This window comes from Burkholderia vietnamiensis LMG 10929 (assembly GCF_000959445.1).
Classification (GTDB): domain Bacteria; phylum Pseudomonadota; class Gammaproteobacteria; order Burkholderiales; family Burkholderiaceae; genus Burkholderia; species Burkholderia vietnamiensis.
Map to the genome: position 1 here is coordinate 1,954,641 of NZ_CP009630.1, position 19,144 is coordinate 1,973,784.

11 protein-coding genes are annotated in these 19,144 nt (G+C 61.6%); 4 read left to right on the top strand and 7 right to left on the bottom strand.

The window, feature by feature from the left end; translation table 11 throughout:
• Nucleotides 1-121 precede the first annotated feature (121 nt).
• The 6 genes from AK36_RS08625 to AK36_RS08640 form a co-directional block, all read right to left on the bottom strand.
• Nucleotides 122-1,237, bottom strand: a complete 1,116-nt coding sequence (locus AK36_RS08625; protein ID WP_060715424.1) for a hypothetical protein — start codon at nucleotides 1,235-1,237, stop codon at nucleotides 122-124.
• A 531-nt stretch (nucleotides 1,238-1,768) separates the two neighbouring features.
• Nucleotides 1,769-2,353 carry a hypothetical protein gene (locus tag AK36_RS34220; protein ID WP_011881337.1) on the bottom strand — a complete coding sequence of 195 codons (585 nt, stop codon included), beginning with the start codon at nucleotides 2,351-2,353 and terminating at the stop codon, nucleotides 1,769-1,771.
• Between the two features lie 273 nt (nucleotides 2,354-2,626).
• Complete coding sequence (locus AK36_RS08635) at nucleotides 2,627-4,381, bottom strand: ShlB/FhaC/HecB family hemolysin secretion/activation protein (RefSeq protein WP_045578279.1); 1,755 nt, start codon at nucleotides 4,379-4,381, stop codon at nucleotides 2,627-2,629.
• Nucleotides 4,382-4,406: 25 nt separating this feature from the next.
• Entirely contained in the window at nucleotides 4,407-4,634 is a 228-nt protein-coding gene (gene bcpO / locus AK36_RS30845; protein ID WP_308010311.1) for a CDI system lipoprotein BcpO, read from the bottom strand.
• 8 nt (nucleotides 4,635-4,642) lie between these two features.
• On the bottom strand, nucleotides 4,643-4,996 hold the full coding sequence (locus AK36_RS30850; protein WP_224023482.1) for a hypothetical protein: 354 nt from the start codon (nucleotides 4,994-4,996) through the stop codon (nucleotides 4,643-4,645).
• 8 nt (nucleotides 4,997-5,004) lie between these two features.
• The gene (locus AK36_RS08640; protein ID WP_045578280.1) at nucleotides 5,005-14,457 is read right to left on the bottom strand and encodes a hemagglutinin repeat-containing protein; all 9,453 of its coding nucleotides are present in this window, start codon (nucleotides 14,455-14,457) and stop codon (nucleotides 5,005-5,007) included.
• A 650-nt stretch (nucleotides 14,458-15,107) separates the two neighbouring features.
• Here AK36_RS08640 and AK36_RS32760 point away from each other — a divergent pair.
• The 3 genes from AK36_RS32760 to AK36_RS08650 all read left to right on the top strand — a co-directional run bounded on the left by AK36_RS32760 (nucleotide 15,108) and on the right by AK36_RS08650 (nucleotide 16,891).
• A complete protein-coding gene (locus AK36_RS32760; protein ID WP_144410634.1) occupies nucleotides 15,108-15,287 on the top strand; it encodes a hypothetical protein in 180 nt (59 codons plus the stop codon).
• A gap of 640 nt (nucleotides 15,288-15,927) precedes the next feature.
• Entirely contained in the window at nucleotides 15,928-16,248 is a 321-nt protein-coding gene (locus tag AK36_RS08645; RefSeq protein WP_011881331.1) for a 3'-5' exonuclease family protein, read from the top strand.
• Nucleotides 16,249-16,570: 322 nt separating this feature from the next.
• The gene (locus AK36_RS08650; RefSeq protein WP_045578281.1) at nucleotides 16,571-16,891 is read left to right on the top strand and encodes a DUF1330 domain-containing protein; all 321 of its coding nucleotides are present in this window, start codon (nucleotides 16,571-16,573) and stop codon (nucleotides 16,889-16,891) included.
• A 20-nt stretch (nucleotides 16,892-16,911) separates the two neighbouring features.
• Here AK36_RS08650 and AK36_RS08655 read toward each other — a convergent pair whose 3' ends face one another.
• Complete coding sequence (locus AK36_RS08655) at nucleotides 16,912-17,748, bottom strand: NAD-dependent epimerase/dehydratase family protein (RefSeq protein WP_011881329.1); 837 nt, start codon at nucleotides 17,746-17,748, stop codon at nucleotides 16,912-16,914.
• 226 nt (nucleotides 17,749-17,974) lie between these two features.
• Between AK36_RS08655 and AK36_RS08660 the strand changes: the two genes are divergently transcribed.
• Nucleotides 17,975-18,967: a LacI family DNA-binding transcriptional regulator gene (locus AK36_RS08660; protein ID WP_011881328.1), complete on the top strand. Its 993-nt coding sequence runs from the start codon at nucleotides 17,975-17,977 to the stop codon at nucleotides 18,965-18,967.
• Nucleotides 18,968-19,144: the final 177 nt, after the last annotated feature.

Here is a 19,144-nt window from a genome sequence, read left to right on the forward strand (position 1 = left end):
CCGAATCATTTTTATGCGCTGGTCGATCCATGCGTATGCCGGCTACCGCTCAGTGCCTGTTGGCGTTTGCGACGCATTATGCACGACATCTTTTTAAAGCCGTCTTTACGTCCACCGCGCCTTATTGAAGGACGCGTTTGCCGTACACCCATTCGATACTGCCGTAAGGCGCAATCCCATCGAGGATACGCAGCCTGCTGCGCGCGGCGTCGGCATCGCCTTTGACGAACTTCGCATAAGCGCCGAGATAGAACTGCTCTTCGGCTTCCGCCTCCTGCCGCTCCTCGCCGGACAACCCGGCATTGACGATCGAAAGCGCCTTCAGCGCGTCCTCGCCCTGCCATATGCGCAACAAGACTCCGTATTGGTTCTTGTCGTTCGCGGCGTAGTAAGTCGCGTCCCGTTCGAGCCGCGGATTCGCCAACGCGGGATCGTGGGCACGAGCCATGATGTAGCGGTAGACCAGCGCACGGTACGCATAGAAGCTCGGCCCTTCCAGCGGAGCCTCGGCATCGGCCAATGTATCGATTGCCGCCTTCCATTGCTGCAACTGAATATGCGCGAAAGTGGCCGTGACGAATCCTTCGGTATAGGTACCCAGTACACCGACGCGTGCAAGTTGTGGGTTGCGCGCCGCGAACTCGCGCGTCTTTTCTATTTCCGGAGCCAGAACCGAGAGCGCCTGCTGCGGATCGTTCAGCGAGAACAATATGCCGGCTTTCGTGGCGATCAAATCCTTGCTTTTGGCGGGATCGGCCAATTGCAACGCCTCGTTGATTCGCGCAAGTGCTGCGTCGGATTCGCCGAGGGAATCGAGCGCGGCGGCCTCGTCCTGCAACGCCAGCGCCTTGTCGAATGCCGAATTTGCAGCCGCCTCGTGTATCCGTGCAGCCGCAAGCGCCTGTTCGTGCTTCGCTCGGAGCGGATTACCGCCCATCGAAGCTCTGAGATCTCGCAGTGAGCAATGAAGCGGACGCCCCACGGAAACCGGATGGTCGCGGACCGTAATATCCGTCATGCTCTGCGAACAGCTCTGCGTGCCATCGAACGCAAAATTGACGTGATACACGTGCCCCTTTTCCGGCACCAAAGCGGTGACGAACGGTCCGCACGAATCCGAACGGCGGTCCATATCGTCGCCGTAGAGACCCTTGACCTGGATTTGTACGCCGGGCTTCACGTTTACTGCGCGCGACGTCTCGGTTCTGAGGACAGCCTTGTTGAGCTTCTCGGTCAAGCTCGCAATCGACGGCAGTAGTGCTCCCCGCCCGCTATCGAAGACGGCTCCGACCGATTGGAATCCGGTGCATGCCTGATCCGACGTGCTTGTCGAAAAGCCCACCGCCATGGGCATGCCGCTCGTCGTAAAGACGATTCTTGCACCATCCTTCGGAGCGTCAACGGCGAGGTTCGTCGGTATAGAAGTATTTCTGCCTTCCTGCACCGCGGTCCTGCGTGATGCTGCGTGCTTGGTCGCACACCCCGTGATCAAGAGAATTGACGCTAATGCCGCGCAAACGGATCGCGTCAAGGTTGTTTTGGTCGTTCGCATGAGTTTGGTTTGGTGATTTATGTCTGAATTTCGATTCACCCAATGTGCGAGTCGAATCGTATCAAAGTTCGCCAATATCCTCATCACGCGATTTGCGACGACAAGCGGCACCTCGGTTGATGTCCGAGTTGCGTTGGCGATTTTCAAACTTGCGTGATGGCGGAGCGCCACCACGCAAGCCAATACCTCGACCGTCAGGTCATCAGAAACGTGTTGTCACTTCGTCAGTCGAACGACGTACAAACCGGAATCCTGCGCATTCGCGCTCAGACTGTAGTTCGGTGCAGTCGCGTACGATGCGCCCTGGGTCAGCTGCTTATAGACTACGGTCGAGCCGGACACGTCGGCGAACTCGACAACCGGCGGATTCGGATTCGGAACGGTATTGGTCGTGAAATTCAGCGTCAGTGTCGACGATGCCATCGCGTGGAGATCGCCCGAAGATTTCACCTCGTAGATGTAGTTTGCGGTTACGCCGGCCGGCGCCGGATCAGGCTTGCCCAGACAGATGGTCAGGTCTCCGGTCTGGCCACTCGCAGGTGTCTTGACCGTCAGCGTCGCAATGCCGTCATCGGTCGTCAGGTTGAGGTTGGCGTTCGCGATGACGCTGTTGTTCGACAAACTGAGTTTCTTGTAGGTCGCCGGGCAGGAAAACGCCGCGGTCGTCGTTGTCGTAGTTTGCGACGTCGAGCCGGCCGAATTTCCCGACGCCGCGCTGCCGCCACCGTCGCCACCGCCACCACATGCAGCAAGCACGACCACGGTGCTCATAAGACCAATCAATGCTGACTTGTTATTCATCGCCTCTCCGCAATTGTTAAACAGTTCTAAATACAACACCTACACTTCACCTGTCCGATTTTCCCTAACTCGCACAGCGTGATTCACGCATAAAAAGCGCGTGGCGATGTTGATGCCACGCAAGGCGCCCAGGCTCAAAATGAGCGCGCAGACGCAATCAATCAGCGGCGAAACGTCAATCAAATACCGTGTGTCGCTCTTGCTTCACGGTAATTCTCGATTCGACGCAAAGTACGTGCATACGCTCGACTGTGACCTGCAAGGGCTGCTCGCTCAAAACTGCGAAGTCAGCTGGAATCCAAACGTGACGCGCGCAGTGGGAAAGCCCGAGGGTTTATAGATCGGCGTACCGGCAAACAGGTCATACGCGTAGGCGCCGAAGCGCGTCCCGATGCTTCCCTTCACGCCGATAACAGCGCCGGCCAACTGCGTGCCGACGAGCGCGATCGGCTGTGGCCCCCATACGCGGCCGTAGTCCAACCCTGCGTAAATCGCTTGACCCGTCTGGCCGATCGGCATCTGCAACTCGTTACGCCAGTAGAAACCGCGCGACGAGGCGAGCATCGTTTCTCCGTCGAAGCCGCGCACCGTGTATCGGCTACCGATCGTCATGTCGTCGAGGTAGTACAGGGTGTTCCCCGTGTACTGGCCGTGGAACGTACCGACATAACGGAACGGCTGTTTGCTAATCACGAACGGCACCGACAGGTTCGCGTCAAGCACTGCCATCTTGAAGCGATACGTTGGGCCAGCTGCGAGCATGTCATCCTGCGCGCCGAAACCGCCGATGCCCTGCCGATAGGCGGTCGAGCCGTCGAACTGCGCGCCATCGAAATAGTGACGATCTGTCACGCCGAGTTCGATGATCGTGTTGTTGCGGCGTTGTTGAGAAATCTCGGTGTCCTCAATGAAACTCTGACCAAAACGACGCGACAACCGGAAGTACCCACCGAACACGTCATTCTGGCTGCGTGCCAGGACTCGGGCCAGTTTGAAATCGACTGTCTTCGAGTTGCCGCTCGCGATGAATGTCTGATTCACGCCCGCGATCTGCTGGTAGTACGTGTTCGTGCTGGCGGACAGCGTAGCCGCCCAGTAGCCCCACGGAATCGTATAGAAACCGTTCCAGCCGTGCGAGCCGAGGCGCTTGTCGCCGAACTCGAGGTCTTGGCTGACGCCGACGTTGAGCATGTCGTTCAGCCCGAGCGGGTTGTCGATGCCGACCGACAGATTGCCTTGCAGCTTGCCGGTGGCGCGGGTGCCCGAGTTGTCGATCGATGCAACGACGGTCCACGGCTTGCTGCGCTTCACGTCGAGCACTACGTCGCTTTCGCCGGGCAAATCGCCCGGAACGATTTGCATCGAGACGTCCTGACTCGACACGCGCTTCATTTGCTCGAGACCTTGCTCGAGATCACGAAGGTTCAGCACTTCGCCGTCGCGCGTTGGGAAGGCGGTTTTCCACGTGCCCCGCAGTTTTTCATCGGCGAAGCGCACGTGACGAATCGTGCCGGGAATCAGCGAGAGTTTGAGCGTGCCGGTCGATAGGTCTTGCTCGGGAACGAGCACGCGCGTCGTGACGTAGCCGCGGGCCAGAATCGCTTGGGACAGGCCCTTGATGAGCCCGTCGATGCCTTGCTTACCAACGCATTGGCCTTCGTAGTGGTTCAACCATTCCCGGGCGAACGCAAAGCGATCCATCGGCAAGGCTGATGCCCCTTGGGCCTTCGCTGCATCAGGCAACGAGGCAGGAACGTCAAGTGTGAAGCGGTCGATGCGGAAACACGGCGTTTCGGTAGGAAGCGCCGGATATGCTTCGACCTTCGGCACCTCCGAACGCACGGAAGGCGCACGCACGGTTGCGTCGCGCTGCTGTGCGTCCCGTTGCTGCTGCGCCTGCCGATCCTGTTCGGCGTTCGCCTTCGCGGCAGCCGCTTGGTCGGCAGGGGACGGTGCCTGCTGTGTATATCCTGTCAATGGCACGAGGGAGGCAATCGACAGTAGGACGGCGGACGAACGAATTCTCATTCGGATGCGTGTGTTGAAGATTGTTTTAAGGCTTGGGGGCAAGGTGGCCGGGAATCCAGACCCATTCCGTACCGCTCCATTTCCAGAAGCCCATCACCCACGTCATGGTCGACCATGAGGGAAGTATTGGAGCCATTTCTGGTTTGGCTGGCGGGCGCGGTGGCGCGTCAGGGGGCACCGTCTCGCATGCCGCAAGCGACACCACCACCGCGAACGACACTACCGACAGTCTTCGCTTCCATATCGCCATCATTTTCCCCGTCACGGGATAAATTTAAGAATTCTCAAATCATGCTTGAACAAGTCGGCCTCATCGGTCGGCACGTCTTGCAAGATATTATCCAATCCATTCGATGAAATCTGGTCGGAAATAGCTTTATGAATTCCCTTTTCAACATGTGGGTGCATACCACCAGAAAGAACAAGGAGAATTACATTCCACATCAAATTCTCGACATCCCGATCAAGCCCATCCTCGAATGCGGCCGATACGTACCCCATAACCTGATCGTGAGTCCATCCTTGCCCGATTGCTAAGTCGCGGCATCCTTCGAAATAAATTTGCAAAGCCCAAGATTTCAGCGTTTCGTATGGAACTCGCTCATCGTGCAACATACTCACTCCTATTTAGACGGCTTCAATACACCATTGCTATCCATGACATTGATTTTTATGTTCTGGTATTTACTTTGAAATTGCCGAATCACATCTGAACAGCTTGTGCACGGTGGACGCTCCGTAAATAAATTGATCACCCCGCTCGCAGACGTATTGTCTCCGAGCTGAGCGGCAACATTGTTCAAAATTTTTGCTTCCGAGTCCACATTCCGCAATAGCTGATATCCATTTGGCAGCGGAACAACAGTGCTAGTAAAAATATCCGGCCCCATTCCAACAAAGCCAAGGGCTTGCTGCTCAGCAGTTGGTTGACTAATTTGGCTCGACGCCGCCATTTCGGACTGAACCCCGGGAATACTAATTTGCGCCACCCCAATATTCCCCATTGTTCGCGGGCCACCCGTTAGTGACGCTCTCAAATCCGCAACCTGCTGCATCAAATCGTTCTTGATGCCGGCTTGAATCGACTCAATCGACTGCGGCACACCTTTCGCCGCTGCTTGTGCCGCCGAATTGTTTGCGGCTACGCTGCCAATTGCTGCACCGAGACCCAAGCCAGCATACGCCAACGCCGCACCGCCCCGACTCATTCCCAAGCTCTGCAATGCCAGTTCGCCATAGGTCAGCGTCGGGTTGCCGTTCACAAGTTGCGTGAAACCAGCCTTCGCGTAATCGAAGCTCACCCCCGCAACTGCCGCGCCAGCAATACACGCTACGAGCGTATAGCAGCCGCCCGTTGCAGCCCCGATCCCCGCTGCGGTACTCCCGACGCCCTGCACTGCGCCGACAAGACGATTGGAAACTTGGTTCCGGTCGTAGGCATCCGACAACAAATCGAGCTTGCCGTACCCGTCGAACGCGCCAGCCTTCTTCAGAACCCCTTGCTCGTAGGTGAACTGCGCGCCGTCATTCTGCATCTTTTGCAGTACGGCCTTGTCCCGATCGCTGTCCGGGATGTTGTCGGCACAATGCACAAGCGAGCACTCCGCAGCCGCAAGGCGATATTGTTCCTCCGGAGTCTGATTCTTTTGAAGCTGCTGAAGCTTCTGCGCCTCGCTCTCGTGCAATCGCCGGTTGTAAAGTTCGTTGTTCGCCGCCGCGCCTGCACCCGCGAGCGTGCCCGACGAACCGCCGGCCAGTGCGCCACCCGCCGCACCGCCGGCCGTCGCGACGACCTCGTTCAGCGCCTTGCGTGCAGGCGTCTGGGCGTCCAGCGGCAACTGGCTAACGGCCTGATCGATGATCGGCCGCGCCAGCGATTGCAGCGCATCGCCCGCCAGCGAACCCGCCACCGCGCCGCCGATGTTACCGCCCGACAACGCCGCGCCGATCGCCGCCACCGCCGCGTGCAGCGCATCGCGGCCCGCGCCGCCTTCGCCGAACAACGCCTTCATCTGCGGGCTACTGTTCTCAAGCTGCGTGGCCACTTCCGCGACAGCGAACGTCGCCGCCTTGCCGAACGCCTGCGCAAAGGCCAGATCGTTCTGTGTCTGCTGCAAATTGAACGTGTTCTTAACGGTCTGGTTCGCATTTGCAGTATCGCGCGACAAGCCTGCAGTGCTGTCCGTGCCATTCTGTTGATCGGACTTGACTGTAATCGTTGCCGGACTCACCGCTGCCTTTGTCACGCCGCTCGCACTGTCACCCGTGTGTGCAAAGCTCGGTCCGCTTGAAGTCGAAAACCCTTCCGTCGAAGCCGAGTACGACATCGAATTCTGGATGTCCTTGAACCCGAGGCTGCCCGTCGTCAACGTATTGCTTGCGGCGGGGGCGCCGCTCGCGATCTCCGCGCCGTTGAGCTGCGTATGGTTCGCAACGCTCACGTCGAACCCGCCCTTGCCGGCCACGATGCCGGTCTGTTGGTTCACCGACGCGTAGTTTGCATCGATGCCGGTATGCCCGATCGACACGTCGGCACCACCGCCATACCCGAACGTAAAGCTGCCGCTCGCACCTGCGCTATGCTGGTTGCTCGCGTAGTTCGACGTATCCTGAACACTGGTCATCGTGAGGTTGCCGCCCACGTCGGCCGTCACCTTGTCGCCCGACACCTGCGCGCCGGTCAGCGTCGTATCGCCTCCCGATTTCATCGTCAGCGTGTCACCCGCTGCGATGGTCGTGTTGGTCTGCGTCACGACACTGCCGTTGCCTTGGCCGTGCGAGTTCGTGCCGTTCGCAAAAATGCTGATCCCGGTCTGCTTGCCGACGCCGATCCCGACGCCCGCGTTCCAGCCCGACGAACTGTTCGAGCTCGTGTCTTGCTCGGTACTTTGCGCGCTTTGCAGCGTGATCGCATTGTTCGCGTCCAGCGCCACGTTCTTACCCAGCACCTTCGCGCCGGTCATCGTGATATCGCCGGTTCCAGCTTGTGCGTGGCCGTTCGCGTCGGGCGTGCCCGTCGCTGTCACGTGCACGTTGCCGTCACCAATCAGCGATGAATTCTTTGCCTCCGTGATGGATGTAGTTTCATTGCTGCTGCTGTGGCTCGATCCGATACTGAGCTGAACCTGAACACCATTCGTGGCTTCGCTGACGTTGCCGTTCGACAGGGCAGTCGCCGCGTTCTTCAATCCATCACGGCTCTGATAAGCCTGCTCGGCTGCCGCCCCCCCTTGCACGGCTGCCAAGCGCGAATCGCCGGACTGTACGCCCTGACGAACCGTGCTCGCCATCGACCGAGCGAGCCCCACCACACCGCCGTTCACGCCGACGCTCAGGCCCGATTGGCTGAAGTGCTGCGATTGCGCGTCGTTGTACGTGTCATAGGCCGAATTCACGACGACGTTCTGGCCGATCACGTCGAGGTTTTGGCCGGCGACCACAGTACTACCGGTAATCGTCGCGTCCTTGCCCGCGTTGATCGACACGCTGCCGGACGATGCGCCGACGACGCTTGCGTTGTTCGTCACCTGCTTGGTCTGGTCGGTGTTGCTCATCGCGCGGCTACCGAACGTCACGGACAGCCCGCCATTGGTCAGCAAGCCACTTTCTTTCTTGTCGTAATACGACGACGATTGCACCGTGTCCTGCGTCGTGGTGATATTTACGTTGCGCGCCGCGTCAAGGCTCACGTTGTCCGTGCCGACAATGTTGCTGCCAGCAACGTTGATGTCCCGGCCACTTCCGATCGTCACCCCGTCTGCTGAGATCGTGCTGCCTTGGCTATAGGTCGCCGTCTGGTCCGTACCGCTTGCAACCTTCACGCCGCTAACCACGTTGCTATGGCTATGCGTCTCGTGCGAGTCGAACGTATGCGTTTCGGTCGCCGCGCCGACATTCACATCCCCCTTTGCCAGTAGGTTCGCATTACCTTTGTCGAGGCTGATCGAACTACCGATCACATTGATATCCTTGCCGGAGGCAACCGTAAGCGTATCGCCACTATGCACAGACGTGCCAAGCAGCGTATCGTCGGCGCTGTGTTGCTGCTCTGCATAGCTGCCGTGGCGATCGCTGCCGGAGCTGTTGCTGTTGACGGTCGATGTCGCGCTCGCCGCGCCGAGCATCACATTGCCCTTGGCTGCAATCGTGCCACCCTGGCCAAGATCGATCTGCGCTCCCTTCGCGGTAAGATCCCCACCGATCCCGATACTCGATTGCCCACCGACCTTCACCGAGCTGCCGGCCACGTTGTTGATGTCGGTGTTCGACACACCGTTCGCGCGCTGCACGATCTTGTGCTCGCCCGTTTGAACCGCACCGAGATCCCAGTTACCCCCGACATTCATACCGAGATTGCCGCCAACCGTCAGGTTGCCCGCGTTCTGCTCGAAGTTGCCGCCCGTCCTGATCGCCGCATTGCCTGTGACGTCGAGCTGCGCAATCGGCCCGAGCGTCGTCGTCACACTCGTCGCGCCATCGCGACTTACCCGGGTGTCGGTCTTCACCGCGCTATTGAGAATGAGGTCACCGCCTGCGTCCAGGTTCAGGCTGCCCGCCCTGACCTTCGCGGAAGTGAGATCGACGTTGCCGTCCGTCTTCAACGACATGAGCCCACCACTCTGCAACGCGCCGAACGCGTTATCGATCTGCTTGCCCTGAATCGACAGCGTGTTGTCCGCCTTCACCGTCCCGCTGTTCGTGAAGTTCTGCGCGTCCTTCAGATCGATGTCCGTCGCGGTAATCAGCGGGCCGTTGACGTTCTGCTGGTTCGCCTGCGCGAGGTACACGACCGGCACGAGCACCGATTGGCCGTCGACCACTCGCGTTTCCATCATGATCACGTTGTTCGTGAGCTGCGATACCTGCTCGGCCGACAGGCTCGCGCCCAGCGAGAGATTAAGCGTCTTCTCCAACGATGCACCCGCCGCCATCAACTGCTGATACATCGTCTGAAGATCCGTGTACGGACCCAATACCGCACGGCCGGTCAGCGAAGTGACCTGATTGCGTACGAGTTGCTGCTCGTAGAATCCATCACCCAGACGCTTCGGAATATGCGTGAGGTCGACGCCGATCTGACTGAAGAAGTAGTCGCTGGAGATGAAGCGCTTCTGGTTCGTGAATGCCGGGTTCGTCTCGATCGCATAGCTCGCGTTCGGCGACGGATTCGGTCTGTACAGACCGCCCTGCGGGATCGTCAGATTGTTCAGGACGTTCTGCGCCGTCGCGCTGGCGATGACCGGCGAGACCGTGATCACCCCACCATGCACGGCCGAAGCGCCCGACTTCGTGCCGCTCGCGCTTCCGCTCAGCCCACCAATCATCAGACCGGGGACGGATTGACCGGGCAGCAGACCGAGCGACGGAATCGACGCGTTTGCGGCCGTGTTATTGATGCTGACACCCGTGCCGGAGATCGTGCCGTTCGAACCCAACGTCGAATCGTAGCTCGGCAGACTGTAGGTCTTGACGTCCGCTGGCGCGACTTGGGTATAGCCGCCCGGACGGCTCGTCACGAACGGGGCGTTGCCGAACGGCAATTGCCAGTTGTATTCGCTGCTGTCGTAGTTGTTGTAGTGGTACTGGCCCGAGTACGTCACCGTCACGGTCGGCGCCTGCTGGCCCGTCGCCGCCCAACCGTTGCCGTCATAGTTTTGCGGCAAGTCGAGGTTGCCAACGGCCGTGATGCTGCTCCAGTAGTTTTGCAGGGTACCGGTCGATGTTGCATTGAGACTGCCGCCCGACACGATTTGCGCAGTCGGGCTCAATGCCGTGACCGTGTTCGCCACAGCCGTTCCAGTATAGGTCGTGTAGAAGTACCCGCTGTTCCACTGGCCGCCGTGAGGCGGCTCAATGTACATGCCGCCCGGCTGTTTGATCAACGCGGCCGTTTCGGCCGGTGTGATGTTGTCGGACCGGAGACCGGCGATCATCTGTCCCCCTCCCGCGCAATTCACCGCGAAGTACGATGCGCAACCTGACAGGCTAATGCCGTATTGCGCGAGGGCCGCCGGATCGACGTTACTCGTGCTTCCCGAGGTGCTCATCACACGACGCGTGCTCGTCACCTTATCGGCGTGCAACTCCATATCGCCGCCGGACTGGATCAACGCCGACGAGTTGTTGACGAGTGCCGCATTCGTGTAATTGCCGCTCGCGTCCTTACCACCCGCGAGTACGACCTTACCCATCCCGAAAATCGCCGTCGTCGGCATCGAATCCGTCGCCGTCGTGTCGTCACGGTTTTCGATATCGTGCGCGAGAATTTCAAGCGTGCCGTTGCTATCCGATGCACCAATCAAGGCCGTCGGCCCGACGTTCGACACCGTGCCCGTTGCGTTGAGCGAGACGCTGCCGCCCACCAGCGACCCGGTATTGGTGAGGTTGCCCGATTGCGTATGCAGCAAACCGCCGGCTGACAGTGCGCCGGAGTTGACGATGTTGCCGGCATTGACGCTCAGATCGTTGACCGACTGCACGTTGCCGCTGTTGTCGAACGTACCGGGCAACGCAAACGCAAGATCATGGCCGACGTTGAACTGATAGTCGGGCGTCACCGAGAAATCGCCCTGCAAATTGACGCTCGCATCGTGGGCCGCGCTATAGGTACCGCCACCTTGCAGCGTCGGCGCTGTCACCGTCAGGTCGTGCGTCGAACTGATCTGCCCGTTCGTGTTCGTGATCGCGCCGCTGGTCGTCACGGCCACATCGCCGCTCGAATTCGCGACGTTACCAATCTGCCCGCCGCTGTTGTCCAAGGTCGTCCCCTGAACATGCAGCGAGGCGCCGCTCAGCTGGCCACCTTGCGTGTTGGAAATCGACGCAGCGTTCACCATCACGTCACCGTTACCGGTGATCGCACCCATCCCCGACACACCACCGGCGTTGCTGTTGGTGATCTGACTGCCGCCCTGCACGGTCATTTGGCCGGCGCCAAGGTCGGCGATCGACCCGTCGGCGTTGTCGATCGACGCGGACTGGATGCGCAGCGTGCTCGTGTCGCCTGCCACGGTCTGGCCGGCCTGAATATGCCCGCCCTGGTTCACCAGCGCGCCGCCGTTCGTCAACGACAAGGACGTTCCTGCGCGCACCAGGCCTTGCGCGTTGTTCACGTCGCCCGCGATCGTCGCGGCGATGTCGCCCTGTGCCGCGAAGATGCCGCTCGTATTGTCCCAGCCGCTCGCGCCGACGACTGCATTGCCCTTGGTGACAACGGTGCCGCCCGCGTTGTTCACTGCACCTGCACCGCTGCCTGGTTCAATCGTCAGCGTACCCGCGCCGGCATGCGTAATCGTTCCGCCAGCGTTGTTCAATTGCGCGGGAGCGAGCGTCAGGTCCGTACTGTTCGTCTGGATCACACCGCCAGCGGAATTGTCGAGCGTGCCGCTCACATTGACGCCCATCGCCGACGACCCATACTGCGTGATCGTGCCGCCGTGGTTCGTCAGATTCGGCGTGCTCAGTGCGAGCTGATTGGCTGTGAGCTGTCCACCGCTATTGTCGAGCGTCGAATCGGCTGTGACCGACAGATTCGGGGCAACGATCGCGCCGCCCTGATTCGTCATCGAACCCGTGTGAATCGTCGCATTCGTGCTCGCGCCGATTTGGCCGCCATCGTTCGTCAACGTGCCGCTCGTCGAGCCGAGCTCCGTGTTGGACAGCAGCTTGCCGTTGGTATTGTTCAGCGTGCCGCCAACCACCGCGATCAGCCCGCTTTGCGCGTTGATGGAACCCGAGGTGTTGTTCAGCGAGCCGCTTTGCGCCGCGATATGTCCATTGCTGGCAATCGCGCCGCCGACGTTCGACACCGAACCCGCACCGTTGCCCAACGTCAGCGTACCCGTGCCGGCGTGGACGATCGTGCCACCATCGTTGACCAGCGCAGCAGGGGCCAGCGTGACGTCTGTGCCGTTCGTCTGCAGCGTGCCGCCACTCGAATTGTCGAGCGTGCCCGATACATTGACGGCCATCGTGCCGGTGCCGATCTGCGTGATCGTGCCGCCGCGATTGACGAGACTGGTACCGGTCAACGCGACCTGTTGGGCTTGCACGGTGCCTGAGCTGTTGTCGAGCGTAGTGCCGTTCAACGCGGCGGTTTGGCCCATGATCGTGCCGCCGCTGTTGGCCAGGTGCGCAGCGGCGTCGACCGCCACGTTCTGCGCGGCCTGCAAGGACCCGCTGCCGTTGTCGATCGACTGGCCGGCCACGTGCAAATTCGTATTGGACGTGATCGTCGCGTGGTTGGCGATCGCCCCGCCTTGCACCGTCACGTCGCCGTTGCCGCCGATCACGCCACCTTGCGCGCCGGCCGCCGTCGTACCTGCCGCATTCGTGAGTTGGCCCGTCGCGGTCAACACCATCCCGTCGCTATTGAGCGACGTAATGCGGCCGGCCGTATTGTCGAGCGTGATTGCATCGACCGTGGCACGACCAGCACTCTGGACCGTACCTTGGTTGTTCGCGACCGTGCTGCCACGCAGCGCCATCGTGCTCTGCGAAACGAATACGCCGGACCGGTTCGCGATGTGGTTGGCGGCCGTCACCGACAGCGGCCCTTGCGACGACACTGCGCCGCTCTGGTTCGACACGTCGTTGCCCGTCAGGCTCGTTGCACCGCCGCTCGTCAGATTGCCTCGATCATTGATGACCGTGCCTGCGGCATTCGCCGTGATGGCCCCTTGGGCGCTGGTCGTCGCGTTCGTGAAGTTGACGTCGCCGACCGTGGCCGTGAGCGACAGATCGCCGTTCGCGGCCGTCGTGCTGCCCGCGAGGTTTACGCCGGAGCCTTTCGCGCTCACGTTGCCGCCCGCAACGTTTTTGCCGGTCGCATTGAGCTGGCCCGTCGTCGCGAGTTGCAGGTCGCCGGTTTGCGTCACGGAACCGTCGCTGTTCACGCCTGCGCCGAGCAACCCGGTCGAATTCAGCGAGCCCGCGGTCACGCCGACGTGATGTTGCGCAGCCAGCGTACCGGTATTGACGACGTCCGCACCGGTATTCACCGACACCGACTGCTGGCCGTAGGTGGTGCCGCTGTTCTCGACTCCGCCTGCAGCAGAAATGGCGGCGTTCCCGGCCGACGAAACCTTGCCCGACTGAATCAGCCGTCCGTCGGTAGTCAACGTCAGCCCCATCGCGTCCGCCGCGATCGTCCCGGCGTTTCGGACTCCGACGCCGCCCTCGGTGCCGACCAACAGGATGCGATTGCTGTACATGCCGCCCAATTGCGCAACGTCGATCGCAACCGCAGGCGCCGCACCATCGCCCTGAATGCGGGTCGCCTCGAGGGTGTCGTGATTGACCCGATTCGCACCGGCGATCACGTTCAGGTTCGTCGCATAGATGGCGGCGTTCGCCTGTACGGCTCTGGAAATGAGGTCGACCTGATCCACGTTGGTGGCATTCAGGCCCGCGCCCTGTACCGCGATGAGGCCGCGCGTCACACTGAAACCCGCCAGTGATCCGTCCGGATTCAGGTTCGGCGTGCCGGTGGTCAGGATTGCACGCGAGGTATTGATGAAGCCGCCACCATCCACGACCAGTCCCGACGGATTGGAAATGATCATCTCCGCACGCTGGCCGGCGATCTCGACGAAACCCCTCAGTTGCGACGGGTTCGGGCTGTTGACCTGATTGATGATGATCCTGGCCGAACCGTTCGGGCCGAGATTCGGGTTGCCGTTGATGTACCCGGCCTGCTGCGTATTCGTCAGCGTAGGCGAGTTGTTGACGATCACGCCGGGTTTGGGCACATCGAACTGCGAATAGGTATTCAACGACACGCCCGCACCGGACGGCTTCGTGATGTTGACCTGTTGGAGACCGTTTTGCGTCTGGATGACCGACGGCGCGTTCGCGCCCGCGCCCACGACCTGCGCATTTGCCCACATCGGCGTGACCCCGGCCGCGACCAGCACCGCGAATGCAGCATGGCGCAAGGCAAAGCTCGCCATGCGATCGCCAACGGCGCGCGACGCTTCACCCTTGGTGACTTTCCCCGTCGCGTGAGCCGTTTCCTCGACTGCAACGAGCATGCCGCGCACGCGGCTGAATACCAGACGATATTGGTTCTTGTTCATGGATACGGCAAACGCTTCTAGACGTGGAGCAAATCGATCGGGAAGCCCCCACGAGTACAGAGACGCTCTCCGATTTCGAAAGCAACGCTGTCTAAGTTTGTCTGCACGTCGCAACGTGTGATCGCGATCGAATGGCGGCCCTTCACGCCGAAATCTATCGAAAGGTGCGCATTCACAGTGTCAGAGATTGCAAGTCACCGACTAATAAATTGCACGCCGCCGCGCGCGTGATCGTCGACAGCGTGGAAGATGGCGTGCGGGACGCACCATATCGACCGCCTTCCGCTCGAAACGCGGATGCGGAATTGACATTCAGAAATATTTTTATAATCGACCAGCGATTGATATAAATCCGTATCGAGTGGCCGGCACTCACCACTGACTCAATCTGAATCGTCACCCGATCCGACTCAACGGAATATTTTCAATGGTCGCTCACTCGTACAACGTTACTCGCGAGTAGTCGCGTGACCATTGAATCGCCACCATCTCAAAATAAGCCAATTGACATTTAAAACAACTAGCAAGTCCGATCGCGAATTGCGATGGCCGCTTCAGCTTGCTCTACGACTCGCGTCTCCAATTCGCAACAGCGCATCGATATGAAGAAACCAGGCACTGCATGGTGATCGCGTGTCGAATTGGGACGCGTGGCTGATATGCGTGTGCGCGCGGGCAAAGGATTTCCGGTTTCCCGGCTGAAGGTATACGGTGTCGAGGCATCGCCAGCCGCTGAACGCGACGCGCTCGCGGCCATCGAGCGGCGGCGCAAGCAGCGCGACAAGGTCGGCACCCGGACAGTTGCTTACGGTCGGACGTCGCTGCGTTGAAGCGGATGCGAGCCGCCCCGCGCAACATCGTTGGGAAGCGCACCGCATCCCGGCACGCTTGGAGTGCGCGATGACGCAGGCCGCGCTGTTTTCTCCCGAGCGGTCGAACGTCGGCCAGCAGCCGGAGGCCCGAGGTTCGCCGCATGTCAGACACGAACTCGCGGGCAACGGCAGGACGTCTCACCGATGAAACGTCCGGTGCGCGCCGCGCGCGATCGCGTGCTTCGACCGACGCCCGTATCGAGCACCCCACGCAACCGCTCCCGTCGCGCGCACCCCAGCCCGGCGCACCTCCCGGGCGCACGCCTCGACACCACCGCATCCGCGCCCGAAAATGCGACTGACGTCACCACGGCGTTACGTTACATCGGTGAAGCATTTCATCGGTCCGGACGAGTTTTCCGTGCCGCACGCCACCATACACGACCGTCCGCCGGACGCCGCGACATCCCGCGCGAGCCAGTCCCGACGCGCCACAGCAGCCATCGCGGCGCGCCGCGCGCGACCGGCCGGGCAAGTGGATCGCGTTGCTGGTACGGAACCTGCATTCGTTGCAACAACTGCCGCGCCGCCGAGCGGCGCATATACGAACCCGGTTCAGGCCAAGCCCGAACGATCCACGCCAGTTGCGAGGCACTTCATGGATACGCTGCCCAACTCGTCCGATACGTCGTTCCAGATCTTTCTCGCGAAGCTGCTCGAACAGCCGCAGCCGGAATGGACCGAAAAGCAGCAGATGGAACTCGAGATGGCCCGCTCGCTGTCGACCGAGATGGTGCGCTACGCCGAGGACATGCGCGGCCGCGCCGACCTCGCGCGCTGCCTCGTGCTGCTGCGCTACGCGAAAGTCCTCGACTTCATGCTGACATCGCTCGCCGCGCACCGCGACATTCACCCGCAAACGCTGCGCACGCTGTTCCGCCTCGCCAACCTCAAAGTCGACGATGCGTATCCGGTGTGAGCGGTGTGAGCGCACCCGAGCGACACACCGTCGGCGCTATTAGCGCGCCGCCCGCCATCCCCTTCCGGTAACGCCGCGCTCAACATCGCGCGGCGATCTGCTACACCGCCAGCGGCTGCACCACCCGCGCGGCCCGCGACCATCGTCGCCAGCGGCCCATTCCACACCCGATCCGGCGCCGCCACCGGTGCGCCAGCGCGCGTGAACGCATCGCATACAGCCGCGCAGATTTGCTTACGTCGCAGGTAATCGACGCGCGTCGCGCGCGTGCCGATCATGGCGTCATCGATCAACGCATCGCATCGACGCCAAGGAGCCCGACATGACCGCCTACGCCATCGCCCACCTGCACGACGTTCAAATCTGCGACGACATCGTCGAATACCTCGAACGCATCGACGGCACGCTTGCGCCGTTCGACGGCCACTTCGCGATCCATGGCGCACGGCCCGACGTGCGCGAAGGCGAGTGGCACGGCGATCTGATCGCGATCGCGTTTCCCGATCTCGCCGCCGCGCGCGCGTGGTACGACTCCGACGCTTACCGGCAGATCCAGCCGCTGCGCACGCGGCACGCGAGCGGCCCGCTGATCCTGATCGACGGCGTGGATGCGTCGCACAAGGCGACGGACATCCTGCGCTGAACCCGCCGCCGCCGCGGCGTCTAGTTCGCGCCGCGCTCCAGCGGCTCGCCGACGACGAAGCCGCCGCCCTGGTAACGCTGCGCCGGATCGTCGTATTCGGCGCTCGGCGCGGTCACCGGAAACAGCCCGGCGAACTGCGCGGAGCTGTCCTGCGGCCGGAACCCGAGGAAGCCGGCCTTCGTGTTGTCCCACCACTTCACCGGGTTGTCCGACACGCCGTACACGATCGCATGCCCGACGCGGTTCGTCAGCAGCGCGCATCGCACCAGCTCGATGAAGTCGCGATAGCTGAGGAAGGTCACCAGCATGCGCGGGTTCTTCGGAACCTCGAACGACGAGCCGATCCGCAGGCACACGGTCTCGATCCCGAAGCGGTCGAAGTAGTACCGCGACAGCGCTTCGCCGAAGCACTTCGTCACGCCATAGAGGCTGTCCGGACGCAGCGGCGCGTCGACGTCGAGCACTTCCGTGACCGGATGAAAACCGATCGCATGGTTCGAGCTCGCGAACACGACGCGCTTCACGCCGTGCTTGCGCGCGGCTTCGTACAGGTTGTACGTGCCGGTGATGTTCGCATCGACGAGATCGTCGAACGGCGCATCGACCGAAATTCCGCCGAGATGGACGATCGCGTCGACGCCGTCGACGAGGTCCATCACCGCCGGCCGATCGGACAGGTCGACGACCCGGGTTTCCTCGTGCTGCGCCGCGTCGCCGAGCGCGGCGACGTCGCTCACGCGCACGATGTCGGCCCAGTTCGCGAGCGCGCCGCGCAGCTGGCGACCGAGATTGCCGGCCGCGCCGGTCAGCAGCAGGCGCGCAAACGGCTTGCGGGCGCCGGTGGAAGTGGCGTTCATCGAGTCTCCTTGGATCTGTGCTGAAGGTATGCGGATGCGCCCGACCTCCAATCGCTTGCAACGATTTGGCCGGAAAACGTTTTCCAACTATACGCGGCGGCGAAGGCGAACGTCAACGGTCGGCCACCCTCTCGGCCATCCGCACTTTCCCGATGTCGGCCGATGGCCGGCCGCCTCGGTTTTCTGCCACAATCGCGGACAACGGAACGTAAACGTTACCCTTGCGATGAAAAAAGTTTCCCCGACGATCCGCGACGTGGCGGCCCAGGCCGGCGTGTCGGTTGCGACGGTCTCCAAGTTCGTGAACGGCACGCAGCGCTTCTCGCCGACCGTCGAGGCGCGGCTCAAGGAGGCGATCGAGCGCCTCGGCTATCGTTCGAATCCGCTCGCGCGCTCGATGATCACCGGGCGCACGCGCACGATCGGCCTCGTGATCCTCGACATCAGCAACCCGTATTTCACGAGCGTCGTCAAAGGCGCGAACCGCGTCGCGCTCCAGCACGACTACACGCTGCTGCTCGTCGATACCGAAGAAAGCCAGGCGCGCGAACGCTCGCTGGTCGAGGCGCTCGCGCAGCGCGTGGATGGCTTGATCGTCAGCACGCGGATGCCCGACGACGAAGCGGGCTGGATGCTCGATCTGCACAAGCCGCTCGTGCTGCTGCGACGCAGCCCCGGCCTGCCGATCCCGAGCGTCGGCATCGACAACCGGCTCGCCACCTACATGCTCGCGCGCCATCTGCTCAACCTGGGCCACACGCGCATCGCGTATCTCGGCTTCGGCACCGCGCGCGTGAACGACGAACGGATCCAGGGGGCGCGCGACTGTCTCGCGGAAGCGGGGCTCACGCTCGACGTGCACGACGCGCATGCGCCAACCGCCGAAGCCGGCGAGCGCGCCTGCTCGCGCGTGATGCTCGGGCCGCAGCGCCCGCAGGCGGTGATCTGCTACAACGACCTGATCGCGCTCGGCTTCATGAAGGAAGCCGCGTCGCTCGGCTTCCGGTTGCCGCAGGACGTTTCCGTCGCCGGCATCGACAATGTGCCGTACGGTCAATACGCGGCGCCCGCGCTGACCACCATCGACATCCAGAGCGAAAACATGGGCGAGCTCGCGATGCAGAAGCTGATCGACGCGCTCGCCGGACGCACCGACGCGAGCTATTCGACGTTCGAGCCGCGGTTGATCATGCGGGCATCGACGGCGGCGGTGGGGTGAGTGGCGGGCGGGCTGTGCGGCGGTTGCGGTAGCCTGCGGTTGCAGTTGCTGTCGTAGTCGACATCGCCATCGCAGTCGCAGTCGCAATCGCAATCGCAATCGCAGCCGCCATCCCAAACTCAACCGCCGCAGCCCCGCATCGCTTCGCATGCGCGCCCCGCCCACCCCAAACGAAAA